We start from the raw sequence: 25,892 nt of genomic DNA on the forward strand, positions 1-25,892 counted from the left end.
GTGGAACGGAAATATCAGATTCTGATTGTAGACGACGCGGAAATTAACCGCTCGATGCTAGCCGACATCCTGACGGATCAATACCAGATACTGGAGGCAGGCGACGGCAGGGAGGCCCTGTCCATACTGGAAGCGAAGCACGCCGAAATATCGCTCGTGCTGCTGGATATTATTATGCCGGAAATGAACGGTTTTGAAGTGCTGTCTGCAATGGATGAAAACGGATGGATGGACAACGTTCCGGTTATCATGATTTCGGCCGAGACCTCGTCGACGTATATCGACCGGGCCTACGACATGGGGGCGGCCGACTACATCAGCCGTCCTTTCGATGAAAAGACGATCCGGCGCCGCGCGCGCAACACCATCATGCTCTATGCCAAGCAGAAGATGCTGGAGGAGATGGTAACCGAGCAGATCGTGGAGAAGGAACGAAATAATTCCCTGATGGTGGAAATCCTTTCCAATATTGTCGAATTCCGCAACGGCGAAAGCGGCCTCCATGTGCTGCATATTCGCAAAATTACGGAGCTTTTGCTGCGGCATCTCGCGAAAATGACGGACCGGTATTACCTGACGGACGCGAAAATTGCGCTGATTGTGAACGTCTCGCCGCTGCACGATATCGGGAAAATATCGATCCCTGAAGAAATCCTCAACAAGCCCGGAAAATTAACCCCGGAAGAGTTTGAGGTGATGAAGACGCACAGCGTCATCGGGGCGCGGATTCTGGAAAACGCTCCGGGCAGGCAGAAGGAAGAACTGGTGCAGGTGGCCCACGATATCTGCCGCTGGCACCATGAACGGTACGACGGCGGCGGCTATCCAGACGGCCTCAAGGGCGACGATATCCCAATTGCGGCGCAGGTCGTCGCACTGGCCGACGTATACGACGCGCTGACAAACGAAAGAATTTATAAACCCGCCTATCCCCACGACAAGGCGATGGAGATGATCCAAAACGGGGAATGCGGCGCGTTCAGCCCTTTGCTGCTGCAATGCCTTGCGGAGGTTGGCCCGCAGATTTTGAAGGAGATTGGGAAAAGCGAATCCGGGCAAAGCGGAGCGCCGCAAACCTATGTGATGCCCACTCAATTGCCGGGAGGCGGAAAGGCGTCCAGCCGGACCCTTGCCCTGCTGGAGCAGGAAAGGACCAAGTTCCAGTTTTTTGCTTCCATGTCGCGGGAAATCCTGTTTGAATACAGCATGGATACGGAGCTGCTGACCATTTCCGACTGGGGTTCCCACCATCTGGGCCTCAGCGAGCTGATCGCCCATCCCCGGTATCATAAGGGACTGCAAACAATATTCAGCGCCAACGATTTTGACGACTTATATTCCCGCATTAAAAATGCCAGCCCGGAGGACCCGATTGTAAGCGCCGCTTATGCGCTCAACATCGACGGTCAGTGGCGCTGGCATAAAGTGTTCGCCCGTCCTCTATGGACCGGGACGGAGAACCCGGTGATGACGGGGGCAATCGGTAAATTTACGGATATCCACGAGGAACGCATGCAGCTCGAGACATTTAGACAGCGGGCGACCCAGGACTCGCTGACGGGCCTTAGCAACCATTTGTCCGCGCGGGAACTGACGGAAGGAGTGCTGGCGGAAGGCAGCGCCGAAAAGGGCGCCCTCCTATTGCTGGATATCGATCTTTTTAAGGCCGCGAACGACCGGCATGGCCATATGTTTGGGGACTGCGTACTGAAAGAGGTGGCGCGGCTGATTGCGAAAAGCGTCCGCAAGGGAGATATCGCCGCGCGCATCGGCGGGGATGAATTCCTGATTTTTACAAATTACCGCAGCGAAGCGGAACCCATCGTGAGGCGCATCTATAAAGCCATCAGCGGCGTGTACGAGGGCTTTGAAATATCCGTCAGCATGGGGGTGGCCGTATGCCCGCAGGACGGCAAAAGCTATGAACAGCTTTTTCACCGGGCGGACCAGGCGCTTTATACCGCGAAAAAGCGCGGGCGCAGGCAATATTGTTTTTATGATTCCACGGCGGAAAGCGCCATTTCCGTGCTTTCACCGGTGGAAAGCGATATGGAAAACCAGGACGGGCCTGTCAGCCCATCCACTTAAGCAATATTTCGTTCAAGCGCTCCGCTACTATCGGCTTTGCGATATGGCCGTTCATACCGACGCTGCGCGCTTTGCTGACATCGCCTGTAAAGGCGTTTGCGGAGAGGGCGATGACCGGTATTTTTTTTGCGTCCTCCCGGCCCGAGGCGCGAATCGCTTCCGTGGCCTCGTAACCGTCCATAACCGGCATCTGGATATCCATCAGGATTGCGGCGTATGTGCCCGGCGCCGATGAACGGAACATTTCGACCGCCCGCCGCCCGTCTTCCGCCGAATCCACAAGGATTCCTTCCATTTCCAGCAGCTCGGCTGCGACCTCGCGGTTGAGGTCGTTGTCCTCGACCAGCAATACCCGTTTGCCCGCCAGGGCGGACTTTTCCTCCGGCGCGGGGCTGTCCGTATCTGCGCCGTTCCCGAAGCAAAACAGTTCCAGCACGTGCAGCATTTTTGATTTAAAGAGGGGTTTGGTGATGAAAGCGTCCGCTCCTGCCTTGATGAACTCCTCTTCAATATTGGAATAATCGTATGCCGAAATAATGATAATGGGAACATCGGGGCCAAGCCTGTACCGGATTGCCTTTACGGTGGCGAGGCCGTCCATATCGGGCATTTTCCAGTCGAGGATCACCGCGAAAAAATCGTCGCCCGTTTCATGGGCGCGGACAATTGTGGGAACCGCTTCGATTCCCGACAGGACCGAGGACCCCCGCATACCCAGCTCGTTTAGCAGTGCGACGGCATTTTCGCATACGACCGCGTCGTCGTCCACCACCAGCACGGGCAAACCGGCGAGCTCTTCCGCGGAATGCTCTTCTTCGTCCAATAATTCCAGCGGGACGGAAACGGTAAACTGGCTGCCCGCGCCAAGCTGGCTCTTCACCCCGATTGTGCCGTTCATCATGCGCACAATATTCTCCGTGATTGCCATTCCGAGGCCCGTTCCCTGGATTTTGCTGATGCGGGTATCTTCGGCACGTGAAAAAGGCTCGAAAATATGGGGAAGGAATTCTTCCGCTATGCCGATGCCGTTGTCCGTGAGGACAAATTCATATTGGGCCTTACCGGGAAGCGGGGAGGAAAATTCGTTGATCCGCAGGCTGATTGTCCCGCCCTCCGGGGTATATTTCACGGCGTTGGAAACCAGGTTCATCAAAACCTGCTGCAGGCGGTCCCCGTCCGCCACGACCTTTTCATGCTGGACGCGTCCGGCGCTGATTTGGAATTCGTGGTTTTTTTCGGAAATCAGGGGACGGCACATATCCGCAACGTTCTGCATCAACTCGGAAAGGTCGACGTCTTCCGGCGAAAGATCGACTTTTCCGCTTTCTATTTTAGACATATCCAACACTTCATTAATCAGGCTCAGCAAGTGCCGGCTGGAGACGCCGATTTTTTTCAGGCAGTCGTGCACCTTTTCGGGGGAATCCAGGTTCATTTGCGCAATGGCGGTCATGCCCATGATTGCGTTCATGGGGGTGCGGATATCATGGGACATAGAGGATAAAAAATTGGTTTTGGCAGAGCTTGCCACCCGCGCCGCCTGATAGGCGTCTTCCAGGGCCTGGCGCTGCCGCGCCTGCTCCTCGCGTTCGCGTGTGACGTCGATCCCCACGCTGTAAAAGGAGGGAATTTCATCCCAGCTGTCCTTTGCGTCGACGTAACTGAAGGTCATCATGAGGATTTTGGTATCCCCGCTGCGGGTAACGATACGCGCCTCAATTACCGTGTCTTCGCCCGTATCCCTGGCGTTCTGCATCGTCCTGACCGCACGTTCGAGATCGTCCGGATGCACATAGGTATATTGGGAATTCAGTTCTTTTTCAAACTGTTCCTCCGTATAGCCGATTATATCCAGAAATCCGCCGCCATGCCAAAGGACCGTCTTTGCATCCCGTGCATCCACGCGGGCAAAGCCGCCGGGAATCGTGCGCAGGATGGCTTCCCGCTCCCGGTCTTTTTTGGCCAGCTTGTATTCCGTGCTGTAATTGTCGTGCGACAGCTCGAGACGCGCGCGGTGCCCGTTCCAGTCGACAATCCGGTCTTTGATTATGAATGTTCGTCCGAGAACCGGATTATCAAATTCCCACTCGTAAAATTCGTCCCGGGTCAGGAGATGATTGGTGCAGAAGGGGCAGGGGGAAGTCCTTCCCTGGATGACCTCGTAACACTTTTTTCCCAAGACCTCCTGTGGAGTCCTGCGGAGGACTTCACAGGCAGATTTATTCAGGTACAAAAGCTCGTAGCTTTCCATGTCGCTGATATATGCATTGCCGATGTATTCGTCCAGCATCCATTCGAAATATTGCCGATCCCCGAACCCTCCGGCAGGATTTGTTGATTGCTCCATGCTTATTCTCCTTTTTTCCGCTACAGCCCGCCTGTTAAAATACCCGATTCAGTAAATATTATATTGCAAACCAACCATCCGAAAACCGGGCCCGGCTTCACCATAATCATATTATATCTGATTGGTTTTATAAAAGCAATCATGCGGCGTGAAACGGCGCAGTATGGGCAACGCCGAGGCCCGGCTTGGTTGCCGTATACTGCCGGTTTCGCGAACCATACTGCAATTCATCCGCGGCTTTCGTTCGCCGCAGCCTGTATATTTTTTACAATAATCAGGAAAGATGTCCGACTGAATCGTAATATAGTCTCATTGTTTGCGGCGGCCTGCGGGATTATACTGAAAGCACTTCAGGACAGGCGGGAAGGTTATCTGGAAGGCAGGTTTGCCGCGTTTTGCCGCCCGGGTATTCAACACAGAAGCGCCCGCCCCGGGGCGGGGAAGCCTGCCGTACGTACATAACATCAATTTTAAAAACATAGGAATCTATAACACAAAACAAGCCATAATTCAAAGGAGGATTTGAAATGCCGGCGGGAAAAAGCTTTATCATTGAGAAGGGTATGATTTCGGGCTCTATGGGGAAGACTGCGATTGGGGGGGAGGAGTATTACAGCATAAGGCTAAAAAACCAAACCCTGCATGCGGTGCATCCCCTGGGATGGTTCACCGAGCTGAATGTTAAAATTGACGGACAGGACATACCGAAAAAGGACATAATTTTTGAACTGAGGGACCAGCGGATCGGTATGGAGCATATGTCCACGATCAAAGATATTTTTTGGTACATCATGGAACCCGCATACCTGCATGTTAAAATGCAGGGCGAATTGGCGCCCGGCGCCCATGAAGTTGCCTGTGAAGTGGTTGCGCCGCTTTTGGAAGTAGGCATGCTGCTGGATGCGGAAGGGAAATGGCCGCGCAGGCACCAGACAATTACCGGAACTGTCACCTTATGAGGAGGGGTTATTATGTATAGTACAATTGGCGTTTCTACATGGAGCTTACAGCAGCTGACATTTAAGAGAGGGGTGCAGCTGCCGGAAATGATTGAAATGATTGCGCGTATGGGGGTGGACGGCCTGGATTTGTATGAAGAATACCTGCCCGTCTATCCGGATACGAATCTGGCAAAATTGAACGAAATAAAAAAGATGGCCAAAAACGCGGGCCTGCCAATATTCAGCACATGGTTTTTTGTTGACCCGATTGGCGCGAGTTATTCCGCTTCGCTTGAATGGACGACGGAAACGGTTAAGAAATTCATTGCGGTGACCGCGTCGCTGGGTGCAAAATATTTGGCGCTGCCGACGATATTGAATATTCCCGGGGTGGGCCTTGACGAGGCCTATGACATGTATGAACGGGTATATGAAAAGCTTGTGCCGATTGCGGAGGAGTATGATGTGCGGCTAGCGGCGGAGGTTGCGCGGCAGCATACGCCCAGCCTGATGATGAGGCTGCAAAAATCATTGAAATCCGATTATTTTACAATCTGTCCCGACTTTGAAGCATGGCGCGTCGATACGCCCGATATTCCGTTAATCCACCAGGAAACGCCGGGTGCGCCGCCATCGGAGCCGGAAACGATTGAAACGTTTACCCAATGCCTGCCCTATTCGCCGTATATCCATGCCAAACTGCTGTCCATAGATGAAAACGGCGAAGAGCCGCATTTCCCGATCCATGAAATGATGAAGGCAATTGGCGAGAGTGAAATCAACCATCACCTGTGCATCGAATACGAAGGATGGATTCCGGATATCAGGCCGGAGGACGATGCGGAGGAGGAAACGCGAAAGTGCGTTGAGCTGCTTAAGAAATACCGGAAAAAGTAAATCACGCGGGATAAGTGGGAAAGGCCCTGTTTGGCTGCCGTACGGAGCAAGCGGGGCCCTTTGCCGTGATAATTAAAATTGCCCGAAAAACAAGACGCTTTGTAATCTTTTAATTTGTAATCTTTTATTGCCCGATGATATAATAACACCATAGTTAACATCACCCGTACCATCATTTTAGCCCGGGAATTCTCTGATTATTCAAGACAGAATCATTTACTGCGGTTTTAAGAAATAGAGGAATATAATATGCTGCGTATAGTAATTGCCGATGATGAGCAAAATATTTTAGACCTTATTAAAAAGTTCTGCGATTATCCCGGTGTTGAAGTTGTAGGAGAAGCGCGCAACGGTCTGGAAGCCTATGATATGGTGCTGGACAAAAGGCCGGATATGCTGATAACGGATATCAGGATGCCCGGGCTTGACGGGTTGGAATTGATTAAAAAAGCCCGGGAAGCGTTCCCCAAAATGGAAGTTGTAGTGCTGAGCGGCTACAGGCTGTTTGATTATGTGCAAAACGCGCTGAAATACGGCGTACAGGATTTTCTTTTGAAGCCCGTGGACCGGGACGAATTACACCGCGTTTTCAGGGAAGCGGTGGAAAAAAAGGCGGGGGAGACGGAACAAAAAAAGTATATTGTCAATATTGAACAAAACCTGAAAAACAGCTTAATCAAGCTTCGGAGGGAATGGCTCTTAAAGATTGTCCAAACCCAAAAAATTGATCCCGGCCTGATGACGGAGGAACTCATCAATACCGGCGGATTCGGTAACTTTTGCGTCGCCGTTTTAAAAGCGGACAGCAAAAGCGACATGAAAGACCATGTTTCATACATAAAATCATTACTGGAAAAAGCGGGGCAGGCAATCGACGATGTGCTCCGCGGCAGCGGGCTGGAAACGATTTGCGCGCAGGAGGGAATGCGGATATATTTTATGATTTTTTTCCCGCAGGGAATGGAGCCGGGCGCTTTCTGGAACAACCAGGACCACGGAATTATTTATTTGAATGATTTCCTGATAAACGAAGGGTATAAATATAATTTTTTGAGCTTTGCGATGGGCTTTGGCGAATGCGTACAGTCTGTCGGGGATATCCTGCGCTCCATTGAGACGGCGGCGGAGGTGATTAACAACCGGCTTGACCCGGCTCTTTTCACCGCGTGCGATTACGCCAGGCTGCGTAAGATGCGAAAAAGGAAAGCCGCGCCGGTTTTCCCACGGGAGGCGAGGGAAAACCTGGCCTTGCTGGTTGAAAAACCGGACGGCAAGAGGATTGCGGAGCTCTTTGCCGATTTTGTAGACGAGCAAGTGGGAAAAACGGGCGATTACGGCTGGGTCTATGATTTTGCACGATCTTATATCAGGATGGTAAAGCATATGCTGACGGCAAAGGGAATGATTGAGGAACGGGATTATCCCGATGAGGAAGAAATCGAGGACCTCATAGACAATTCCGATACGCTGGAGCGCCTGGAGGCCAGGATTGCCGGATTCATAGAGCGGGTGTTCCACACGGTGAACGAATGCAACGAAAACAAGACGCCGAAGCCGATACGAATCGCCCAGGAGTATGTGCTGGAACATTTTGCGTCGCCGATCACCCTGCAGGAGGTGGCGGGGATGGTTTACCTCTCCCCCAATTATTTCAGCGCAATGTTTAAACAGCAGACGGGCATGAACTTTTTGGATTTTTTGACGAAGGTAAGGATAGAGGAAGCAAAAAAACTGCTGAAAACCTCCCTGATGAATGTTGCGGAAATTGCGCACGAGGTCGGGTATGCCGACGAAAAATATTTCAGCAGGCTTTTTATAAAAATTGTGGGCGTAAAGCCGATTGAATACAGGAAATTCCATGCGTAATTAAAATCATCAGACAATTGAGAAGGGTCGTTATGAACAATATTTATGACAGCATGAAAAGAAAAGCGAGGCTAAGCGTCGTGACCGCGATCTGCACGGTTGCGATTCCGGTTGCGGTCTTTGTATATTGCGCCGGCGTGTTGTATTCTTCCGCCGGGGGAACGGCCATAATCATTACCCTGGCCGCCGTGACGGGCGTATTTGTTTTTTGCGCCTTGTATAATATTCTGACCCTTCTGGTTCCGCTGACAAAATTAATCAATCTTTTGAAATGCATGAACGAGAATGATTTGCTGGGAAACAAGGCGAATGGCGACGATATTATCTTGATGATGGATAACCTGGGGTGGCTGGGGAAAATGGTCAGGAAATTAGCATGCGATATCAATATCGAACCGCGCGCGCGCCTGCTTGGCGCGGAAGTGGCGCTCTATGCGCTGCAAAGCCAAATCAACCCGCACTTTTTATATAATACGCTCGATACGATAAGGAATTATGCAATCAACAGGGATGTGCCGGAAGTGGCCGACATGACACAGTCGCTCGCCTCCATATTCAGGTACAGCATATCGCGGCCGGGAGAGGTGGCGACCCTTGCCGACGAGGTGAAAAACGTAAAGGCATACCTGAAAATACAGTGGTACCGGTTTTCCGACCGTTTCCATACCGTGTGGGAGATTGACGACGAAGGAGACGACATACTGAAATATTCACTGCCCGTGCTTACCTTGCAGCCCCTTGTTGAAAATGCGATACAGCATGGGCTCGAGGACTCGCTCGAGACGGGGATTATCACGATCAGGGCGACGACGACCCTGAGCAAAATGATTATTTCGGTGGAAGACAACGGAAGGGGAATTCCTGAAAGCAAGCTGCAGGAAATCAGGAAAAGCCTGGAGGAAACCGAATATGTGATGGAGAAGGTGAGCCAAAGAAATCCGGGAAAGAAATCCGGAATTTCTCTGCAGAATGTGAGCCAGCGGTTGAAGCTGTATTTTGGGGATGCCGGGAACCTGTCGATCAGCAGCATAGAAGGGTATGGAACGACTGTGGAGATTGTGGTGCCAAAGATATAGAATGATATCCGTAAGTTTTTGTTGCATACCGTAGGAGCGATGTAGCAAAAGTCTCCGCAGTTACGCCGCCGCAAACCGTTTGCGGCGGAACAGTCGGCGGTGTGGGCCGCCGGAGTTTTTGATACTTTTTGCGATCAAAAAGTATAGAAGCCTATTAAGGGAAGACCTCTTTGTATGGAGAAACGCATGCAATGCGTTTCCACATATATAATGAGTATTCCCAGCCCAAAGGCAGGAATCATTTCTTGTTAATAGGGTTCCGAATGTTTAGCGCTAAAATCATGACAATATGACCCGGACAGGCAGGACGCGGCGGCATGAAAATAGAGTCACTGTTTATAAATAACCTTTCAAAAAAACTCAATAAAGGATATGAACTGAAATCGGTCTCTATCCGCATGTACCAGGGAGAGATACTGGGAATTGCAGGGGCGCATGATTCGGGCGTTTTAACGTTGGCGGAAATTTTTTCGGGCAGGGCGGCGCCGGATGAGGGGACGCTCTCTGTTTTTGAACAACCGGTAGAAATTGACCATAAAACCGATATGGCAAGGTACGGGGTTTACTATATTGACCCGACGCCCAAGCTGCATGTTGATTTTATTGTTGCGGAAAGCATTTGCACGACAAATCCGCCCGTTATAAAAGGCCGGTGGGTGAACCGGAAAAAGATGGTCCGCGCGGCGGCCGCAATCCTGAAAAAATACAACGTGGAGATTGACCCCAACAAAAAGACCTACCAGCTTGACGCCTATGAAAAAAGCATTGTAGAAATTATGCGGGCGACCATAATGGGAGCGAAAATCATTATATTGGGAAATGTTATTACGCCGCTGGAAAAAGAGAAAAACAAAAAATATTACAGGCTGCTGAAGGATATTGCCGCGGACGGCAAGACGGTGGTTTTGATCGGTATGGACACGAATGTGCTGATGGACGTCGCCGACAGGCTGTACATTATGCGCGCGGGAAAAGTGGATGGAGTATACCATAAGGACAAATTCGAGAAAAGCATTGCGAACAGCATTTTTGTGAAAAAGCAGGGGAATGCCGGCACCCACATGGATGCGCAGGGCGGAAGCGAAATTGTCCTGCGGATGGAAAACGTGGGCATCCGGGGCTGCCTTATTGAACATGCGGTATTGAGGAAGGGCGAAGCCATCAATTTTGTTGATCCGGATGGCAACGGGTTTGGGCTCATTGAGCGGGTTTTGAACGGCGAGGAAAAGTACAGCGGGGATATTTATATCAACGAAACGCTTGTGCGCCTGAATTCGCGGGAAAAGGCAGTGAAAAACGGAATTGCCTGTCTGACGCGGTATGATTCGCCCGAAATGGTATTTGAAAACCTGACGATCGGCGATAATATCCTGCTGATAAAACTGCGGGAAAAACTCAAATATGGGCTGATAAACCGGCGGTGGTGCGATTTTGCGGCAAATGAATATTTGATCGATAACGGACTGCCCGGCGAATATAAGAAATTGTTTCCCTGCGAGGTTGGCGCGGAAACGCGCGCGATGATCCCGCGGATCAAGTGGGATGCGGTAAAGCCTGCGATTGTCGTTATGAAGGATTTCCTGATGGGAATGGATGCGGATATGAAAGCGGATGCATTCCATTACATAAATAAATTGAAAAGCCGGGGAACAGGCATTGTGCTCTGTTCCTCCGCCACGGAAAAATTGACGGGTTATTGCGATTGTACCTGCATGGTAAAAAATACTTATTCGGGATGAAAATCCCATTCACTTGCCCCGAGTGGGCTTGCCCCATGATGGGTGCATGAAAGTCCACGGATCAGCTTTTTTGCCCTTTTGTAAACCAGGCTGTTTTTATTCCAAGAAAAATGTCTCACCAAATGATAGATACGCCATATTGTAATTGATATGGCCTCATTTTATCATTTTCATAAGGCACCGGGATACCGGCGCAAAACATTTAAAGCCCTGCGCCATAAGCAGACGCGGGAGCAATACCAAATAATTTTCCCAAAATGAAATTGACGCAAACAGGAATTTACCGGCGCGGTTGCAGGACGGACATGCTTTGCAAAAAAATCGCGGCCAAAGGAGCCGGTCAGGACCTGAACAATATCGGCGGGCGTATGGCAGCCCGCCGATCAAATAAATTAGTGGCGGCAGGCACACTTAAAACAGCCTGTAACACTTAGCATATGAGGAGGAAAGAACATGAAAAAAGCAGTAACACTGGTAATTGTTGTGGTAATGCTGTTGGTGTGCATGACGGCATGCCAGGGCCCCGCGGCACAGGAGTCCCTTGCACCCGGAGGGGAAGGCGGGACGGAGCAGGCGTCTGAGCCGGGAAGCGGCGGCGAAGAGGCCGCCGGGAATACCGGGGAAGGGAACGTCATCAAAATTGCGCACTGCGCCCCCAACCAGGACGGTTCCCAGAGGGAGTTTTCCGATTTTATCAAAGCCAACGTAGATAAAATAAACAGCGAAAACAGGGGATATACAATTGAATATACGATTTTCAATGCACAGCTAGACCAGCAGACACAGATCGGGCAGGTTGAAGCGGCGATGGTGCAGGGGTACGACATACTGATTATGTTCGGCGTCGACAGCGACGGCGCGGCCCCGGTTGTCAAGGAAGCGCATGATTCGGGCATGATCGTCGTCGATATTTGTGATATGGGACATCCGGAAGATGTTGACCTGACGGTATTCGGTTCCAATGAAGAGCTGTATGCCGACCTGCGTGATGAATTCCTGAGCGACTATCTTGAGAAAAATCCCGACGTGCACCTCAACACCGGCGTCGTATACGGCGGGCTGAACCAGCTGCCGCAGCTGCCGCGCGGCGACAGGACCGTTGAATTTGCGGAAGCGCACCCGGACCGTATGACGATACTCGATACGCAGCCGGGCGAATGGTATGCGGATAAGGCCATGAACATCGTAGAAGACTGGATTCAGGCGTATCCTGAGCTGAATTACGTATCCTCTGCCAACGATGAGATGACAGTCGGCATTGTACAGGCGTTAAAAGGCGCGAATAAGCTTGATTCCACACTGGTAACAAGCATAGACTGCACGCCCGATGCGCTGGATATGATCCAAAAAGGCGAAATCGCCTGCACGATCGGCGTGGACCAGTTTGACTATGCGAGCGAGCTGATCGACTGCTGCATCAAGCTGTACCAGGGCGAAGACCTCGGCGACGAGTACTATGTGAAAAAGACCTGGTGCGTGACACAGGATAATATCGAGGAATACCTGCAGTATCAAAAAGACACGCGGGGAAGTTTGGCATAATCAATGATGTGGTTGGAAGCGGAATGCCCCGCCGCTTGGGGCATTCCCTTCCAAAACCCTGAACGGGGGAGAAGGATATGGCTGATACAATATTACAGATGACCGGCATCACTAAAGTATTTGCGGGAGTACAGGCGCTCAAGGACGTATCCTTAAGGCTGGAAAAAGGCGAGGTCCACGCGCTGATCGGGGAAAACGGCGCGGGAAAATCGACGCTGATGAAAATACTGATCGGAATCCACAGGCCGGAAAAAGGCGAAATTATATACAATGGCCGCAAAATTGAATTCAAGGACACCGCCGAAGCGCTGAAAAACGGAATTTCCATGATACACCAGGAAATAAGCCTCGTACAGCAAATGGACGTGGCGGAGAACATCTGGCTGGGCCGGGAGGCCGACTTTTCAAAAGGCGGCCTGATCGATAAAAAGCTGCGGTATGAACGCACGCGCGAATTGCTTTTGGAACTGGGAATTGAAATTGACCCGGCCGCAAATGTCAGGGAGCTCAGCATTGCGCAGATGCAGCTTGTAGAACTTGCGCGGGCGATATCGTACCGGGCGAATATTATTATCATGGACGAACCCACCTCCGCGCTGACAATGCGTGAAATTGAATTGCTGTACGCCATCGTGCGCAAGCTGACCGCGGAAGGCGTTACGGTTGTGTTCATATCGCATAAGCTCGATGAGATTTTTGCAATCTGCCAGCGTGTCACAGTGCTGCGCGACGGGTCGTATGTCGATACGCTCCCGGTCAAGGGGCTGACCAACCAAAAGCTGATGAACCTGGTGGTTGGACGGGAGCTTAAGGATATGTTCACGAAGCACAAGGCGGAAATGAAAGGCGAAGCGCTCCGGGTGGAGCACCTCACGGGTTCCGGCGATTTTTACGACGTGAATTTTTCAGTGCGCAGCGGGGAAATCCTCGGGATTTACGGCCTGATGGGCGCGGGCCGGACGGAGATCATGCGTTCGATATTCGGGATAGACAGGTATACGTCCGGAAAGGTGTTCGTGAACGGCAGGGAAGTGGATATTAAATCGCCGGTCGACGCGATCAAGCTGGGCGTGGGCATGCTCACGGAAGACCGTTTGCGGCTGGGTGTGATTTATGCGCTGTCGGTGGTTGCGAATACAACCATAGCCAGCTTCAAGCGCGTATGCAACCGGCTGGGGATGTTCAACAAAAAAAGGGAACTGAAAGTATTCGGCGAGGAATCGGATACGCTGTCCATTAAATATTCCTCTCCCCACGACCTGATTGGGCAGTTGAGCGGGGGAAACCAACAGAAGGTGATGGTGGGAAGGTGGCTTCTGACCAATCCTAAAATACTGATTCTGGACGAGCCGACGCGCGGAATCGACGTGGGGGCAAAGCAGGAAATTTATGCCCTGATCGATAAAATGGCAAGCGCGGGCATAGCGGTTATCCTGGTGTCTTCCGAGCTGCCGGAGATACTGGCGATGTCGGACAGGGTCCTGGTGATACGCAACGGGAAAATTGTTTTTGAATGCGATGGAAAAGAAGCGGATCAGGTTACGCTTGTGAGCAATGCATTTGGTATATCATAAATAAGCTACGATTGGAAGGGTTTGAACATGGAAAAATTGCAGGCAAATAAAAAAGGAAAAAACTTTATCAATACTCTTTTGATGGGAAACAAGGCGTTCTTAATGGTTATCATCATGGTTGTCGTGATGTCGCTGTTGTCGGAAGCCTTCCTGACGCCGACGAACCTGCTGAATGTATTGCGCCAGATTTGCGTGAATGTCGTTGTTGCACTGGGCTTTACGTTCGTCATCGCGTCCGGCCAGATCGACCTGTCCGTCGGTTCGATGGTCGGCTTTATCGGGGTTATTATGGCGCTGCTGATGCGGGAAGCGAATGCGCCTGTATTTGTCGCCATACTGTGCGGCTTTGCGGTCGGGATTGGGTGCGGCGCATTGAACGCCGCAGTGATTTCCGTCTTCTCGCTGCCGCCGTTTGTGGTCACGCTGGCGACGCAATCCCTATTCAGGGGGCTCATTTACATATTAACCGAAATGACCCCCATAACCAGGTTGCCCGACGAATTTGTGTTCCTGGGGCAGGGATATTTCCTGGGAATCCCCGTCCCCGTGTATATGATGGCGGTAATGATCTTCATTATGTATATTGTCGCCAACCGGACGATGTTCGGCAGGTATGTGATCGCGGTGGGCGGAAACGCGGATGCTGCAAGGGCGAGCGGCATAAGCATACTAAAAACCAGGTTTGGCATATTTATGAATATGGGTATTTGCGCGACAGTGGCGGCAATCGTCCTGACGGCGAGGACCGCCTCCGCGCAGGTCAATGCCGGAGTCAACATGGAACTGGATGTAATTGCCGCGGTGGTCATTGGCGGCACGTCCATGCTGGGCGGAAACACGAATATGATCGGCACCGTGTTCGGCGCGGTGGTAATCGGGCTTACGAGCAACGGGCTGAACCTGCTGGGAGTGGAAACAAACTACCAGATTATCGCAAAGGGCCTGCTCATATTGCTTGCGCTGATCCTGGATTCGATGTCCGCTAAATTCTATGCGAACCTCCGCAAAAAACAGGCGTTGGCGTCAATGGAAGGGAATGAAAACGGAAATCTGGCAGGATAGGGGAAAGCGCCGGGAACCCCGGGCAGCATGACTTCCCTATAGGCAAAATGCAGGCAGCCGGCAGGCGGCACATTTCATGGCATTGCTGTGGGACACGCCGCTTTCCGGCTGCCTGTTTGTTTTACAGCCGTATATGGCGGCTGTTTTGTATTGCGGCAGCATTGACCAACTCTCTTTTTTGGCCCGCCGCGGTTGCATTTTATACGCCGAGGATTTATACTTTTAACGAAAGGCAATTGCCAAGGCCTGCACGATAACGTGGGGCATAAAAACTGAACAGTAAGTGGAAGTCCGGTGAGATTCCGGCACGGTCCCGCCACTGTAATCCCATTTTGGATGGGGAGTCAGGTCTTCTTTGTTTTCCTGTGCTGCGAGCGACGGCACGGGTTTTGAAGAAGAGGGGTCATACTCTCTTTTTTTTGTCTCATAAATTAAGGTGGAAGAAGTAAGATGAAAAAGCGTACACTTTCAATGATTCTTGTAATTTCTGTTTTGCTGACATTATTGTTTCCTTTAACGGCGTCGGCGCAGGAATCTCCTATGCCGGAAGAGCATACCAGCATGGAAGCGGCGGGTTCTTCGGAGGAAACTTCCGGGGAGTCGGCCGGGGAAAGCACGGATGCCGGTTTAACGGAGGGCGCCCCTGCGGAAGCTGGGCAGGAAATTCCGGAAGAAGCCCCGCCGGAAACTCCCGCGCCGCAGGATTCGTCCGGAAGTATTGGGAACCCCCGACAGGATGAGCCTTCCCCCAACACCGCGATAACCGCGAAAGCGCCCTTTACGATTACCCTTAACCCGATGGGCGGCTTGCCGGGGGCTGAAACCGTCCAAACAGATGAAAGGGGATTCCTGCCTGAAATTCCTTTTGCGGAAAAAGAGCAGTTTTTCCTTTTGGGGTGGACACAGGAAGAAACCGTTCTTCCCGAAAATTTCACCTATGGGGACGTAGAGTCTTTATCCTTAATTACGGAAGAAACGCAATTCACCGGAAATGCGACGATATATGCCGTTTGGATACCAATGGTTGAAATCCAGTCCCTGTCGTTGGACGGCCCGTGGGACGGAACCTCCGCAGCGGAACCAACCAGCATCGGCGGAGTATACCAGATCGGTACCCCGCAGGAACTGGCATGGTTCCGGAATACGGTGAACGCGGGCAGCAACCAAATCAATGCCATGCTGACCGCCGATATTGATTTAAACAATATGGAATGGGTGCCCATTGGCGGCGGGGACGGTTATGCGACCACTTATTTTGGCGGCAGTTTCGATGGCGCGGGATATTCCATTACCGGCCTTTCCGTCAATGCAACTTTCAACTTTGCCGGGCTGTTTGGTTATATAAACGACCCTGCAGCGGTTGTAAAGAACCTTTCCGTCGGCGGCGCTGTCACTTCCACGTCCACCAATGTCGGCGGAATTGCGGGCGCTCTTGCCAAGGGGACAATCCTCAATTGTTCTTTCAGCGGCTCGGTTACCAATACCAAGGCTTCCAGCGGCTATGCGGGCGGCATCGTCGGTTACTTTAATAATTCTTCTGCGGCCAACAACCCCACGGTCCGCGGCTGTGTGAACAACGGCGCGGTTTCCGGCCCTTACGCGGGCGGGATAGCGGGCTACGGAAAATACGGCGCAATACTTGAGTGCTATAATACGGGCGATATCAGCGGCAAAACAAGGGCGGGCGGGATAGCAGGCCAAATGCAAAACAACTTTAACTGCAGTTATTGCTACAGCGTAGGCGCCCTGTCCGGGTCGTCTACGGCGGCGGAGATTACAGACTTTCTTTATGCATCGGCCACACTGAGCCATTGCGGATACCAAGCCAACCTGTCCGGAACAGGCACGGGGACAACAAATGATTGTTTCCAGTTTTCCACACCGGCGGAGCTTTTGGCCGGTTTAGGCAGCGCCTACAAGGCCAACGGGGATGGCTGGCCTGTGTTGGGATGGCAGGCCGGGGGCGGCGGCACAGAGCCAACGCCCGATCCCAAGGTTACCCTGGGCGGGGCGACGGCCATCTTTGTTGAGCAGGGAGTAACTCCGAACCAGACCACGGTTACCCTCGCGCTCCAGGATATCAAGGAAGAGGATATCACCGGCATTGTGTGGAAAACAACGGTCCTGAAAGGTTCTATTCCCCTTGAAGAGATGGTTGCCGTATCCCACCCGGAGAACAACAATAACGCCATTATCCTGGCAGCCCTGACAGGCGGCGGGGTAATCCGGGTTGAAGTTGCGGTGACTGCGGGCGGAGAGACGTATACGGACGCGCGGGATGTGTCGGTCATCCCCCAAATCACATATGCGGAAGTAGTGAACGCCGATCCTGCGCATGGCGTATACCCCGTGCTGGGCGAATTGGCGACGGTGAAGATTTATACGCTTGGCGGCTCCCTTTACGACTTTGACAACTATCCTGAACTGAATTTCAAATGGCGGTACAATTCTTCCGGCGCGGCGGATATATCGGGGGCAACGGGCAAGGATTACCTGATTCCCGGCGACGGGTCGTTTGAAGCGGGAAAATATGTCTATGTGGAAATTCTCAGCGGCACGAAAGTCCTCCGCAGCGCAATGGATACGAGGGGCCTCCTTGCCGCTGAAGCGTATACCCCGGATATGGAGGAAGTGGATAACGCCGCCAGCATTTTTGACGACGACTACGGCCCCCTCCGCCCGGTTTATGGAACGGACACAAATATCCTCGATATGGTGAATGCCGACCTTGCAAAGGCGGGCTTTGGTGATATTGCGGTCACCATAAAATCGATGGAAGAGATTTATGGCGGCGGCTCTATACACCAGGATGGCTCTCTGGAATTCTTCTATGCCGATCCGAACAGCCTGCCGACAGTTAAAATGTCCCAATACAAGGTTACATTGAACCTGGAGAAAGGCGACGCTTCAAAAGAGGTCAGGGATTTGGTCGTCAACATCCCGTGGGATGGAGAGAAAGTCAGGACGGCGATGCGGGATGAAATTCTTCCCGGCGTTACGGAAGACACCATATTGGGGACTAACGACAAAGATAATATCGTTTCCGACCTGGTTCTGCCCAAGGTTGTCGACGATAAAAAGTGGGTGCAGGTCTCATGGACGTCTTCAGACCCGGCGGTGGTTTCCATAAGCGATGAGAACCAGAGAACGCCCGAAACGTTGTTTGACCCTTATGTGGGAAAGGTGATCCGGGGAGAAAATGCCAAAACCGTCACCTTGACGGCACGGTTCAATTTCCAGTTCACCTCCGCTCCCGAACCGGATATTATTTTATACAAGACCTTTACGTTTAAAATCCCGCCGCTTTCCAGCGAAGAGGTCGACGCACTGCGGGGAGAGCTTCTCGAAAAAATCGACGCGGGGGTTGCATCGACAGGATTTTCGGATTATGTGACAAAGCAACGGCTTGTCGCGGCGGACGGCGTCTATACCGTCTATAACGATATCCAGTATCCGACGACAAGAAATTTCGGCGTGGACGGAAAGTATTTCCCCGTCACCATTTCAAGCGCCAATGAGGATATCATCGAAAGCCCTGATGTGGCGAATGCGGCGAGGTCTTTCGTTTACCGCCCGCTTCCCGGCAATCCTGCCGGGGAAGTGGAGGTCACCATAACAATTACCGATTCCGCAAAGGGGGTTTCCGCGTCCCGTGAATACAAGTTCATGGTCGAGCCCCTGACACAGGAAGAAATTGATTCCGCGCTGTCCCTGATGACGCTCGTTAAGGACAATTATTTTGAGGGCCTGAATAATTCCGCTTACGACGATTATTATTCCGTTACGGGCAAATTAACCCCCTTCCAGGAGGCGGCTTTAAGTACGGCGGAAAACGGCGGTTCGATACAGTGGATTTATACCGACGCTGAAAGAACCAATGATGGAATTATTGCGGATGAAATCGACGGATGGGCAGACCAGGAGGCGTGGAGGGCGTTCCGTTCCAGCGACCCGGCCGTTTTGGACCATGAAACCCTTAATTTCACAAAACCGGAGGAAGACACCTTTGTCCGGATCAGCAGTTCCCTGACGCATTCGATATTCGGTAAATATTGGCTGAAATTCAAGGGGACGGCAGGGTACGAGGCGTTTGAGCCCCTCTATCGCCAGCCCGTATGTGAATACGTTATGGCGGAAGGCGTAAACCATGTTGAACGCACGCCGGAGGAATTGACCGGGCTTCGCGCCCAGGCAATTACGGATATCAACGCTCCTATTTCCGCTACGCTGGTTCTGGCCGATTTTGAAGCGGATTCGCAGCCCGCCGCACGTTCGGCGCGGGCCGCGCTATTTACGAAGGCGGGCGGCAGCCTGATTAATGCGACAGTATCAAATCTGGAAGCCGGCACAACGGTGTTCGGGCTTTTCCGCAAGGTTATGGCAGAACATAACTACACGTATTCTTCGGTAGGAAGTTACATCCGCTCGATCACCGACCCCCATGGCAACACTCTGGCGGAACGGGACGGCGGCCCGAATTCCGGGTGGATTTACACCGTTAACGGCGCGATGCCCCTGGTTTATATGAATGGGTATACCCTGAAACAGGGGGATGTTGTTGCAATCAAGTACACCCGCGATTACACCAAGGAACCCGGCGCGGTTTTCCCGGAGAATCCGTCGACGCCGTCTAAACCGACAAAACCGGAAAATCCGTCAACCCCAACAAATCCAATTAATCCAACAAAACCGGCAAATCCAACAAATCCCGCCAGGCCCGCAAATCCCGCGGACCCGATGAATCCTGCCGATCCCGACGGTTCCGGGACTTCTCCGGAGGTAAACGCAGGTTCAACGGGGAATCATTCAAATCAGGGTTCCAAGGGAAACGGAAGCGGTCTTGATCCGGCCGGCGGGGACGCTTTGACGACGGGCGCTTCGCCTGCCCCGGATGCAAACGGTTCCGGCGGCAGCGCGAATGCCGATGCGGATATCGGGCATTCGGAAAGCGGTCAGGCCCCTGATTCGGAAGGCTTTGATGATACTTATGTGGAAAAGAACGCAGAGGAGAATAAGGATTCGCAGGACCCGACCATGATGATTGTGCTGGTTGCGGTAATCGCGGCATTTTTGGTAATTTCGGGTGTAGTCTACTCCAGGGTCATTAAAAAGAGAAAAAAGTAATCTTTCCATGCGGGGCGGGTATTTTTACCTGCCCTGCTTTTTCATTGTGAAATGAGGGTTTTATGACGAAATCTTACAATATAGCCCTGGTAGGAATCCTGTCGGCCGTTAATGTGGCGTCCAGAATTGTGCTGCAGTTTCTTCCGAATATAAAGCCGGTAACTTCGATTATAATCATAACGACAATATTCTTCGGCCTTTATATTGCCCTGCAGGTTGTGGTCACAACCACCCTGCTGTCCGCGCTCCTGCTGGGAATAGGCCCTTATGTAATATTCCAGATTGCGGCATGGGCTTTGATCGTTTTGGTTACCTTTGCGATTAACAGGCATGTTAAGCAGAGAAAGGTCATTCCGTACACGCTGTGGTCGGGCTTGTGCGGGTTTATTTTTGGTTTTATCGTATCGTGGGAAAAGTTATTATACGGCTGGACATTTTTCCTGACGTATTACATCGCGGGGATTCCTTTCGACGCGCTGCATGCAATCGGCAATATTGTATTTTTCCCCATTTGCTATTTGGCGTTATCGCCCGTCTTTAAGAGGGTAAAAGATAAAAAACTGGTTTGAAGGCCGTTAAAAATTCATATTTTAACATAGACCAACCAGTTCAATCAAAATAGATGCAGATAAACGGCCCCCGCTGAACTCGAATGGAGCGTTAGCGGAATGAATTCGGTGGGATAGCGCGGACTGCGCCTATGGCTTATCCTTGCATGGACCCACGTGGGTTTCTTATCCTTTCATCAAAAAAATAAAACCCCGCTTCGCAGGGTTTCATATTTTTTGGCGGAGGAGGTGGGATTCGAACCCACGTGCCCGTTAAGGCTACACGATTTCGAGTCGCGCCCGTTATGACCACTTCGATACTCCTCCGTGCGACGGAATTTATTTTACCAAAAAGCACTGCCAATTGCAATATCATAATGAAATTCGTATAATAAAAGAAAAAATGCGGAGGAAAGCAACTGCTTGAAAAAGTTTATTCTCGTCATTGCAATTGTGCTGTCAGTGATGCTCGGCGCCTGCTCTCTTACGCCTGCCGACCGATACGACAATTTTATCAACGACCTCGACGCGATCACCCGCCTGCAAACGGGCTTGCAGCAAATGGAAAACGGAGGGCTGACCCTTTATGTAAGGGCGGATATGAAAACACTGGAACGGGAGCTTTCTTCCTTGGATACGCCGGATAAGGAAATACGGGAAATCAATGAAAACTTTGTCGGTACGGCGCGCCTTTTGCAGGAAAGTATGGATGCCGTAAAAGACGACGAGGATGCCGCGCATGCTTTTTTAGAAGCGGCGAAGGATTCTTTTGACGAGGGATTCCTGCTGTTTTCCTCGCTCGAAACAAGCGGAGGAGAGAACGCCAGTGAATGACGAGAAATGGATGCATGCCGCAATTGAACAGGCGCTTCTTGCGGAGAAAATTGACGAGGTGCCGATCGGTGCGGTAATCGTCCGCGACGGGCAGGTAATCGCGGCGGCGCACAATACCCGGGAAACGGACAAAAATCCCCTTTGCCATGCTGAAATCAGCGCGATTGCGAAAGCGGCGAAGGTGCTCGGCGGCTGGCGGCTTCCCGGGTGCACCCTGTATGTGACGCTCGAGCCCTGTCCCATGTGCGCGGGCGCTGCGGTCAACGCGCGGATTCCGCGCGTCGTTTTTGGGGCGTATGATAAGAAGGCCGGAGCGTTCGGGACCCTGTACGATTTGGCCGAGGGGAAACTCAACCATAAGCCGGAGGTTACGGGCGGCGTGCTGGAAGCGGAATGTGCGCAGATGCTAAGCTCGTATTTCAAAAAAAAGCGAAAATGAGGTGTTTTGGATGGAATGCAGAAAGGAACAAAATAAGAATATGTGCAATTGCTCGTTCCATTGTTCAAAAATGGGACTTTGTTGCGAGTGCGTAAAATATCACAGGGAACTTGGACAGCTTCCCGCATGTTATTTTTCGGAGGGAGCGGAAGCGACGGGCGACCGCAGCGTGGAAGCGTTTCTCCGGGATTGGAACGCGCGGTAATGGCAAAGGCGAAGTTGAAACGCGTGAGCCGCGAACGCGAATTCCTTGCGGCGGCAGACCTGGCGCATACCATCTGGCGGGAACACTATGCGGGAATCATCTCCAGCGACCAGATCGAGTATATGCTGGAGCATTTCCAGTCGGTTGCGGCCATCCGGGAAGCGGACGCGCGGGGCTGTGAATATTACCTGGTCCGCGTGCTGGGAGTAAACGTGGGATATGTTGCCATAGAACCCAACAACCCGCAGGGGAAAATGTTCCTCAGCAAGATTTACCTTTTAAAGGAATACCGCGGAAAAGGGTATGCCCGTGATGTGGTAAACGAAGTGCGCGAAATGGCGCGGGCACTGCGCCTGAAAAGCATCCGGCTTACCGTCGCCAAGAATAATACCTCCTCTGTTGCGGCCTATGAACGTCTCGGCTTTACCAATACGGAGGATATCTGCAAAGAGATCGGCGGCGGCTTCGTGATGGACGATCATGTGATGGAATTGTCCGTATAGGGGAGGGAAAATGCAGAACAAAAAGCAAAGGATCGCGGCTATGTGCGCTATCCTCGCCAAAAATCCCAATAAGCTCTATCCGCTTAAATTTTTCCAGGAAATGTTCGGCGCGGCAAAATCCAGCCTTTCCGAAGATGCGGCAGTCATTAAACAGGTGTTCGCGGATACGGGAATCGGGCGCGTGGAAACGGTGGCGGGCGCGCACGGAGGCATCCGCTATGTGCCGCAAATGCCTGAAAATACGCGTCTGCTGCTTTTGAAGGAGCTGACGGAAAAAATGAGGGACACTTCCCGCATCCTGCCGGGAGGATATATGTACATTGCGGATTTGTTCTGTACGCCTTATTATGTGGACGGGATGGCCCAGATTATGGCGGAATGGTTTTCCCGGGCGAAGGCGGATTTTATCGTGACGGTCGAAACCAAGGGCATCCCGCTCGCCATGAGCGTTGCGCGTATTTTGAACCTGCCGCTCGCCATCGCGCGAAGGGAAAGCAAGCTTACGGACGGCTCCGTTTTCTCAATGAACTATCTTTCGGGCTCGTCCCGAAGGCTGCAAACGATGTCGCTTTCCAAGCGGATGATAAAAGAGGGGACGCGCGCCCTTGTGGTCGATGATTTTATTGCGGGCGGCGGTACGATAAGGGCAATTTGCGATATGCTTGCGGAATTCAATATCGAAGTGGTGGGCGTTGGGGCGGCCATTGTGAACCGTTATCCACAGAAAAAACGGATCAGCGGATATAAGGCGATTTTTGAACTGGAGGAACTGAGCGAGACAAAAATAGAGATTTCGGCCTGCTGATGCGCGACGGTTGCAATTTTACGCGAAATGTGCTAGATTAAAATTGAGTAAAATCAATGGGGTGGATTTGCTTAGCGCCGCTTTTGGAGAGCGGCATAGTCTAACAACAAGGTGGAGGATTGAAGAATGGAAATTACAGATATTCGCATCAGGAAAATTGACGGTACGGGGAAAATGAAGGCGATCGTTTCGGTGACGTTCGACGACATGTTTGTGATCCACGACATGAAGATCATCGAAGGTGCGAGCGGCCTGTTTATCGCAATGCCCAGCAGGAAAACACCCAGCGGAGAGTATAAAGACATCGCGCATCCGATCAACTCGGATACGCGCGAAATGATCCAGCAGATCATACTCAAGGAGTATGAAAACCTGCCGGACGAAGAAGCGACCGCTGCGCACGAAGAATTTTGAGTTTCAGAAACGGGACCCTTCCGCCGGGAAGGGTCTTTTTTGTTTTGCATAGGGAATTGCTTTTGTGTATAATAAACAAAGTTGGGGTAAAAAAGTAAAGGACGATGGAGAAGCGGTTATGAAAGAATGTATGGCGGTAATCCTTGCGGCGGGCGAGGGAACGCGTATGAAATCCAGGATACCGAAGGTATTGCATGAAGCGGCGGGGCGCAGTATGCTCGAGTGGGTCGTAAATGCGGTGCGCGAAGTGGATGCAAAGAAATGTGTCGTGGTGTGCGGCCGGGGAATGGACGAAATAAAGGAGCGCCTTGGCGATGGGGCGTCCTATGCGGAGCAGGCGGAACGCAAAGGCAGCGGGCATGCCGTCATGTGCGCTGCCCGGGAGCTTGAAGGCTTTACGGGATATACGCTTATCATTGCGGGGGATATGCCGCTTTTGCGTGCCGGGACGGTTCGCGCGCTGGTGGATGCGGCTGAAAAAGGCAATTACGCCTGCACAATGCTTACCGCACAGCTTGAGGACCCGTATGGGTACGGCAGGATACTGCGCAATGAGCTCGGGGACGTAACCGCCATTGTAGAGGAAAAGGACGCGACGGAAGAACAGCGTGAAATCAAAGAGGTCAACGCTTCGTGCTATTGCGTATGCACGCCGCTTCTGCTGGAATGCCTGAAAGAAATCAAGCCGGCGAACGCGCAGGGGGAATATTACCTGACGGATATTGTCGGCTTGCTGAATGCGCGGGGCGAGAAGGTAGGGGCCTATATTGCGGAAGATGCGCAGGAATGCATGGGTGTGAATGACCGGGTACAGCTTGCGCAAATTTCAGAAATTCTTCGCGGACGTATCCTTGAGCAGCATATGCGGAACGGCGTAACGCTGATCGATCCGAAAAACACCTATATTGGCGCGGACTGCGAAATCGGGCAGGACACGGTTATCTATCCGAACGTTACCCTTGAAGGGAACACCCGGATTGGCGAAGACGTGACCCTTTATCCCGGCTCGCGTATCAAAGACAGCGCAATCGGAAGCGGCACACAGGTGCAGAACTCGGTGGTCTTAAACGCGGAAATCGGGGAACATTCCACCGTAGGGCCAAATGCATATGTGCGCCCGGATTCGCATATTGGCAGCCATTGCCGCATCGGGGATTTTGTGGAGATCAAAAATTCAACGATTGGCGACGGCACAAAGGTATCCCACCTTACGTATATTGGCGATTCCGATTTTGGCAAAGGGATTAATGTGGGCTGCGGCGTTGTGGTTGTAAATTATGACGGGAAAAACAAATTCCGCACCTCCGTGGGCGATGATGCGTTCATTGGATGCAACACGAATCTGATTTCGCCGGTCAGCGTGGGCGGCGGCGTATATATCGCGGCAGGCTCCACCATCACGGAAGATATTCCGGATAACGCCTTTGCGATCGCGCGAAGCAGGCAGACTGTAAAGACGGATTGGAAAGATAAGCGGAAATAAAAGTGTTGCCGCCGGAAGAGGAAGCGCGGAGCAAAGGCAAAAAGGGGACCCCGGCGAAGCCCAACGAAGTGGGTTCGACGGGGAAGAGGAGCAACCGCCGACAAAGCGAAGTTTTGCCGCAGCGCGGCGAAACAAGCAAAGAGGCGAGTTGTGACGAGCGAACGCGCGAAGCAGGCAGACCGTAAAGACGGATTGGAAAGATAAGCGGAAATAAAAGCATTGCCGCCGGAAGAGGAAGCGCGGAGCAAAGGCAAAAAGGGGACCCCGGCGAAGCCCAACGAAGTGGGTTCGACGGGGAAGAGGAGCAACCGCCGACAGAGCGAAGTTTTGCCGCGGCGCGGCGAAACAAGCAAAGAGGCGAGTTGTGACGAGCGAATGCGCGAAGCAGGCAGACTGTAAAGACGG

The 25,892-nt window shown here is 52.0% G+C and carries 19 protein-coding genes, 1 tRNA gene and 1 riboswitch; of the genes, 18 read left to right on the forward strand and 2 right to left on the reverse strand.

Going from position 1 to position 25,892, the window contains the following annotated elements:
• The gene (locus BBD38_RS10445; protein WP_082989614.1) at positions 1-2,088 is read left to right on the forward strand and encodes a bifunctional diguanylate cyclase/phosphohydrolase; all 2,088 of its coding nucleotides are present in this window, start codon (positions 1-3) and stop codon (positions 2,086-2,088) included.
• On the opposite strand, the gene BBD38_RS10450 is transcribed toward BBD38_RS10445, so the two are convergent.
• Positions 2,072-4,435, reverse strand: coding sequence for a PAS domain-containing hybrid sensor histidine kinase/response regulator (locus tag BBD38_RS10450; RefSeq protein ID WP_066687946.1), 2,364 nt, complete (start codon positions 4,433-4,435; stop codon positions 2,072-2,074). The two genes, BBD38_RS10445 and BBD38_RS10450, sit on opposite strands and share 17 nt — an antisense overlap.
• A gap of 527 nt (positions 4,436-4,962) precedes the next feature.
• Between BBD38_RS10450 and BBD38_RS10455 the strand changes: the two genes are divergently transcribed.
• The 10 genes from BBD38_RS10455 (at position 4,963) to BBD38_RS10500 (ending at position 20,825) form a co-directional block, all read left to right on the forward strand.
• On the forward strand, positions 4,963-5,394 hold the full coding sequence (locus tag BBD38_RS10455) for a C-glycoside deglycosidase beta subunit domain-containing protein (protein WP_066687948.1): 432 nt from the start codon (positions 4,963-4,965) through the stop codon (positions 5,392-5,394).
• A gap of 12 nt (positions 5,395-5,406) precedes the next feature.
• The gene (locus tag BBD38_RS10460; protein ID WP_066687951.1) at positions 5,407-6,273 is read left to right on the forward strand and encodes a sugar phosphate isomerase/epimerase family protein; all 867 of its coding nucleotides are present in this window, start codon (positions 5,407-5,409) and stop codon (positions 6,271-6,273) included.
• A 249-nt stretch (positions 6,274-6,522) separates the two neighbouring features.
• Positions 6,523-8,139, forward strand: coding sequence for a response regulator (locus BBD38_RS10465; protein ID WP_066687954.1), 1,617 nt, complete (start codon positions 6,523-6,525; stop codon positions 8,137-8,139).
• 32 nt (positions 8,140-8,171) lie between these two features.
• Positions 8,172-9,215 carry a sensor histidine kinase gene (locus BBD38_RS10470; RefSeq protein ID WP_066687957.1) on the forward strand — a complete coding sequence of 348 codons (1,044 nt, stop codon included), beginning with the start codon at positions 8,172-8,174 and terminating at the stop codon, positions 9,213-9,215.
• A gap of 317 nt (positions 9,216-9,532) precedes the next feature.
• A complete protein-coding gene (locus BBD38_RS10475; protein WP_066687960.1) occupies positions 9,533-10,954 on the forward strand; it encodes an ATP-binding cassette domain-containing protein in 1,422 nt (473 codons plus the stop codon).
• Positions 10,955-11,407: 453 nt separating this feature from the next.
• Positions 11,408-12,496: a sugar ABC transporter substrate-binding protein gene (locus BBD38_RS10480; protein WP_066687962.1), complete on the forward strand. Its 1,089-nt coding sequence runs from the start codon at positions 11,408-11,410 to the stop codon at positions 12,494-12,496.
• A gap of 77 nt (positions 12,497-12,573) precedes the next feature.
• Positions 12,574-14,070, forward strand: a complete 1,497-nt coding sequence (locus BBD38_RS10485; RefSeq protein ID WP_066687964.1) for a sugar ABC transporter ATP-binding protein — start codon at positions 12,574-12,576, stop codon at positions 14,068-14,070.
• A gap of 27 nt (positions 14,071-14,097) precedes the next feature.
• Positions 14,098-15,132 carry an ABC transporter permease gene (locus BBD38_RS10490; protein ID WP_066687967.1) on the forward strand — a complete coding sequence of 345 codons (1,035 nt, stop codon included), beginning with the start codon at positions 14,098-14,100 and terminating at the stop codon, positions 15,130-15,132.
• Positions 15,133-15,395: 263 nt separating this feature from the next.
• Positions 15,396-15,522, forward strand: a riboswitch (adenosylcobalamin (AdoCbl) riboswitch).
• 60 nt (positions 15,523-15,582) lie between these two features.
• Entirely contained in the window at positions 15,583-20,256 is a 4,674-nt protein-coding gene (locus tag BBD38_RS14840; protein ID WP_066687969.1) for a DUF4430 domain-containing protein, read from the forward strand.
• Between the two features lie 62 nt (positions 20,257-20,318).
• Positions 20,319-20,825: a DUF6580 family putative transport protein gene (locus BBD38_RS10500; protein ID WP_066687971.1), complete on the forward strand. Its 507-nt coding sequence runs from the start codon at positions 20,319-20,321 to the stop codon at positions 20,823-20,825.
• Positions 20,826-21,042: 217 nt separating this feature from the next.
• Here BBD38_RS10500 and BBD38_RS10505 read toward each other — a convergent pair.
• Positions 21,043-21,131: transfer RNA gene (locus BBD38_RS10505), tRNA-Ser, on the reverse strand.
• A 96-nt stretch (positions 21,132-21,227) separates the two neighbouring features.
• On the opposite strand from BBD38_RS10505, the gene BBD38_RS10510 reads away from it, so the two are divergent.
• The 7 genes from BBD38_RS10510 to glmU all read left to right on the forward strand — a co-directional run bounded on the left by BBD38_RS10510 (position 21,228) and on the right by glmU (position 25,487).
• Entirely contained in the window at positions 21,228-21,638 is a 411-nt protein-coding gene (locus BBD38_RS10510; RefSeq protein ID WP_066687973.1) for a hypothetical protein, read from the forward strand.
• Positions 21,639-21,648: 10 nt separating this feature from the next.
• Entirely contained in the window at positions 21,649-22,077 is a 429-nt protein-coding gene (locus BBD38_RS10515) for a nucleoside deaminase (protein WP_066688051.1), read from the forward strand.
• A 10-nt stretch (positions 22,078-22,087) separates the two neighbouring features.
• The gene (locus BBD38_RS10520) at positions 22,088-22,282 is read left to right on the forward strand and encodes a DUF6485 family protein (RefSeq protein WP_066687976.1); all 195 of its coding nucleotides are present in this window, start codon (positions 22,088-22,090) and stop codon (positions 22,280-22,282) included.
• A complete protein-coding gene (locus tag BBD38_RS10525; protein ID WP_066687979.1) occupies positions 22,282-22,785 on the forward strand; it encodes a GNAT family N-acetyltransferase in 504 nt (167 codons plus the stop codon). Before BBD38_RS10520 ends, BBD38_RS10525 begins: the two co-directional genes overlap by 1 nt.
• A 10-nt stretch (positions 22,786-22,795) precedes the next feature.
• Entirely contained in the window at positions 22,796-23,590 is a 795-nt protein-coding gene (gene purR, locus BBD38_RS10530) for a pur operon repressor (protein ID WP_066687982.1), read from the forward strand.
• Between the two features lie 126 nt (positions 23,591-23,716).
• Positions 23,717-24,004, forward strand: coding sequence for a septation regulator SpoVG (gene spoVG / locus BBD38_RS10535; RefSeq protein WP_066687985.1), 288 nt, complete (start codon positions 23,717-23,719; stop codon positions 24,002-24,004).
• A 118-nt stretch (positions 24,005-24,122) separates the two neighbouring features.
• Positions 24,123-25,487 carry a bifunctional UDP-N-acetylglucosamine diphosphorylase/glucosamine-1-phosphate N-acetyltransferase GlmU gene (gene glmU, locus BBD38_RS10540; RefSeq protein WP_066687987.1) on the forward strand — a complete coding sequence of 455 codons (1,365 nt, stop codon included), beginning with the start codon at positions 24,123-24,125 and terminating at the stop codon, positions 25,485-25,487.
• The last annotated feature ends 405 nt before the right edge of the window (positions 25,488-25,892 follow it).

The organism is Christensenella intestinihominis (assembly GCF_001678845.1).
GTDB classification, from domain to species: Bacteria; Bacillota; Clostridia; order Christensenellales; family Christensenellaceae; genus Christensenella; species Christensenella intestinihominis.

Excerpts from the sequence above, each read along its gene's own strand:
- spoVG (WP_066687985.1), top strand. The coding sequence starts at position 23,717 with ATGGAAATTACAGATATTCGCATCAGGAAAATTGACGGTACGGGGAAA.
- BBD38_RS10465 (WP_066687954.1), top strand. The coding sequence starts at position 6,523 with ATGCTGCGTATAGTAATTGCCGATGATGAGCAAAATATTTTAGACCTT.
- BBD38_RS10525 (WP_066687979.1), top strand. The coding sequence starts at position 22,282 with ATGGCAAAGGCGAAGTTGAAACGCGTGAGCCGCGAACGCGAATTCCTT.
- glmU (WP_066687987.1), top strand. The coding sequence starts at position 24,123 with ATGAAAGAATGTATGGCGGTAATCCTTGCGGCGGGCGAGGGAACGCGT.
- BBD38_RS10480 (WP_066687962.1), top strand. The coding sequence starts at position 11,408 with ATGAAAAAAGCAGTAACACTGGTAATTGTTGTGGTAATGCTGTTGGTG.
- BBD38_RS10500 (WP_066687971.1), top strand. The coding sequence starts at position 20,319 with ATGACGAAATCTTACAATATAGCCCTGGTAGGAATCCTGTCGGCCGTT.
- BBD38_RS10485 (WP_066687964.1), top strand. The coding sequence starts at position 12,574 with ATGGCTGATACAATATTACAGATGACCGGCATCACTAAAGTATTTGCG.
- BBD38_RS10450 (WP_066687946.1), bottom strand. The coding sequence starts at position 4,435 with ATGGAGCAATCAACAAATCCTGCCGGAGGGTTCGGGGATCGGCAATAT.
- BBD38_RS10475 (WP_066687960.1), top strand. The coding sequence starts at position 9,533 with ATGAAAATAGAGTCACTGTTTATAAATAACCTTTCAAAAAAACTCAAT.
- BBD38_RS10460 (WP_066687951.1), top strand. The coding sequence starts at position 5,407 with ATGTATAGTACAATTGGCGTTTCTACATGGAGCTTACAGCAGCTGACA.
- BBD38_RS10490 (WP_066687967.1), top strand. The coding sequence starts at position 14,098 with ATGGAAAAATTGCAGGCAAATAAAAAAGGAAAAAACTTTATCAATACT.
- BBD38_RS10455 (WP_066687948.1), top strand. The coding sequence starts at position 4,963 with ATGCCGGCGGGAAAAAGCTTTATCATTGAGAAGGGTATGATTTCGGGC.
- BBD38_RS10520 (WP_066687976.1), top strand. The coding sequence starts at position 22,088 with ATGGAATGCAGAAAGGAACAAAATAAGAATATGTGCAATTGCTCGTTC.
- BBD38_RS14840 (WP_066687969.1), top strand. The coding sequence starts at position 15,583 with ATGAAAAAGCGTACACTTTCAATGATTCTTGTAATTTCTGTTTTGCTG.
- BBD38_RS10470 (WP_066687957.1), top strand. The coding sequence starts at position 8,172 with ATGAACAATATTTATGACAGCATGAAAAGAAAAGCGAGGCTAAGCGTC.
- BBD38_RS10515 (WP_066688051.1), top strand. The coding sequence starts at position 21,649 with ATGCATGCCGCAATTGAACAGGCGCTTCTTGCGGAGAAAATTGACGAG.
- purR (WP_066687982.1), top strand. The coding sequence starts at position 22,796 with ATGCAGAACAAAAAGCAAAGGATCGCGGCTATGTGCGCTATCCTCGCC.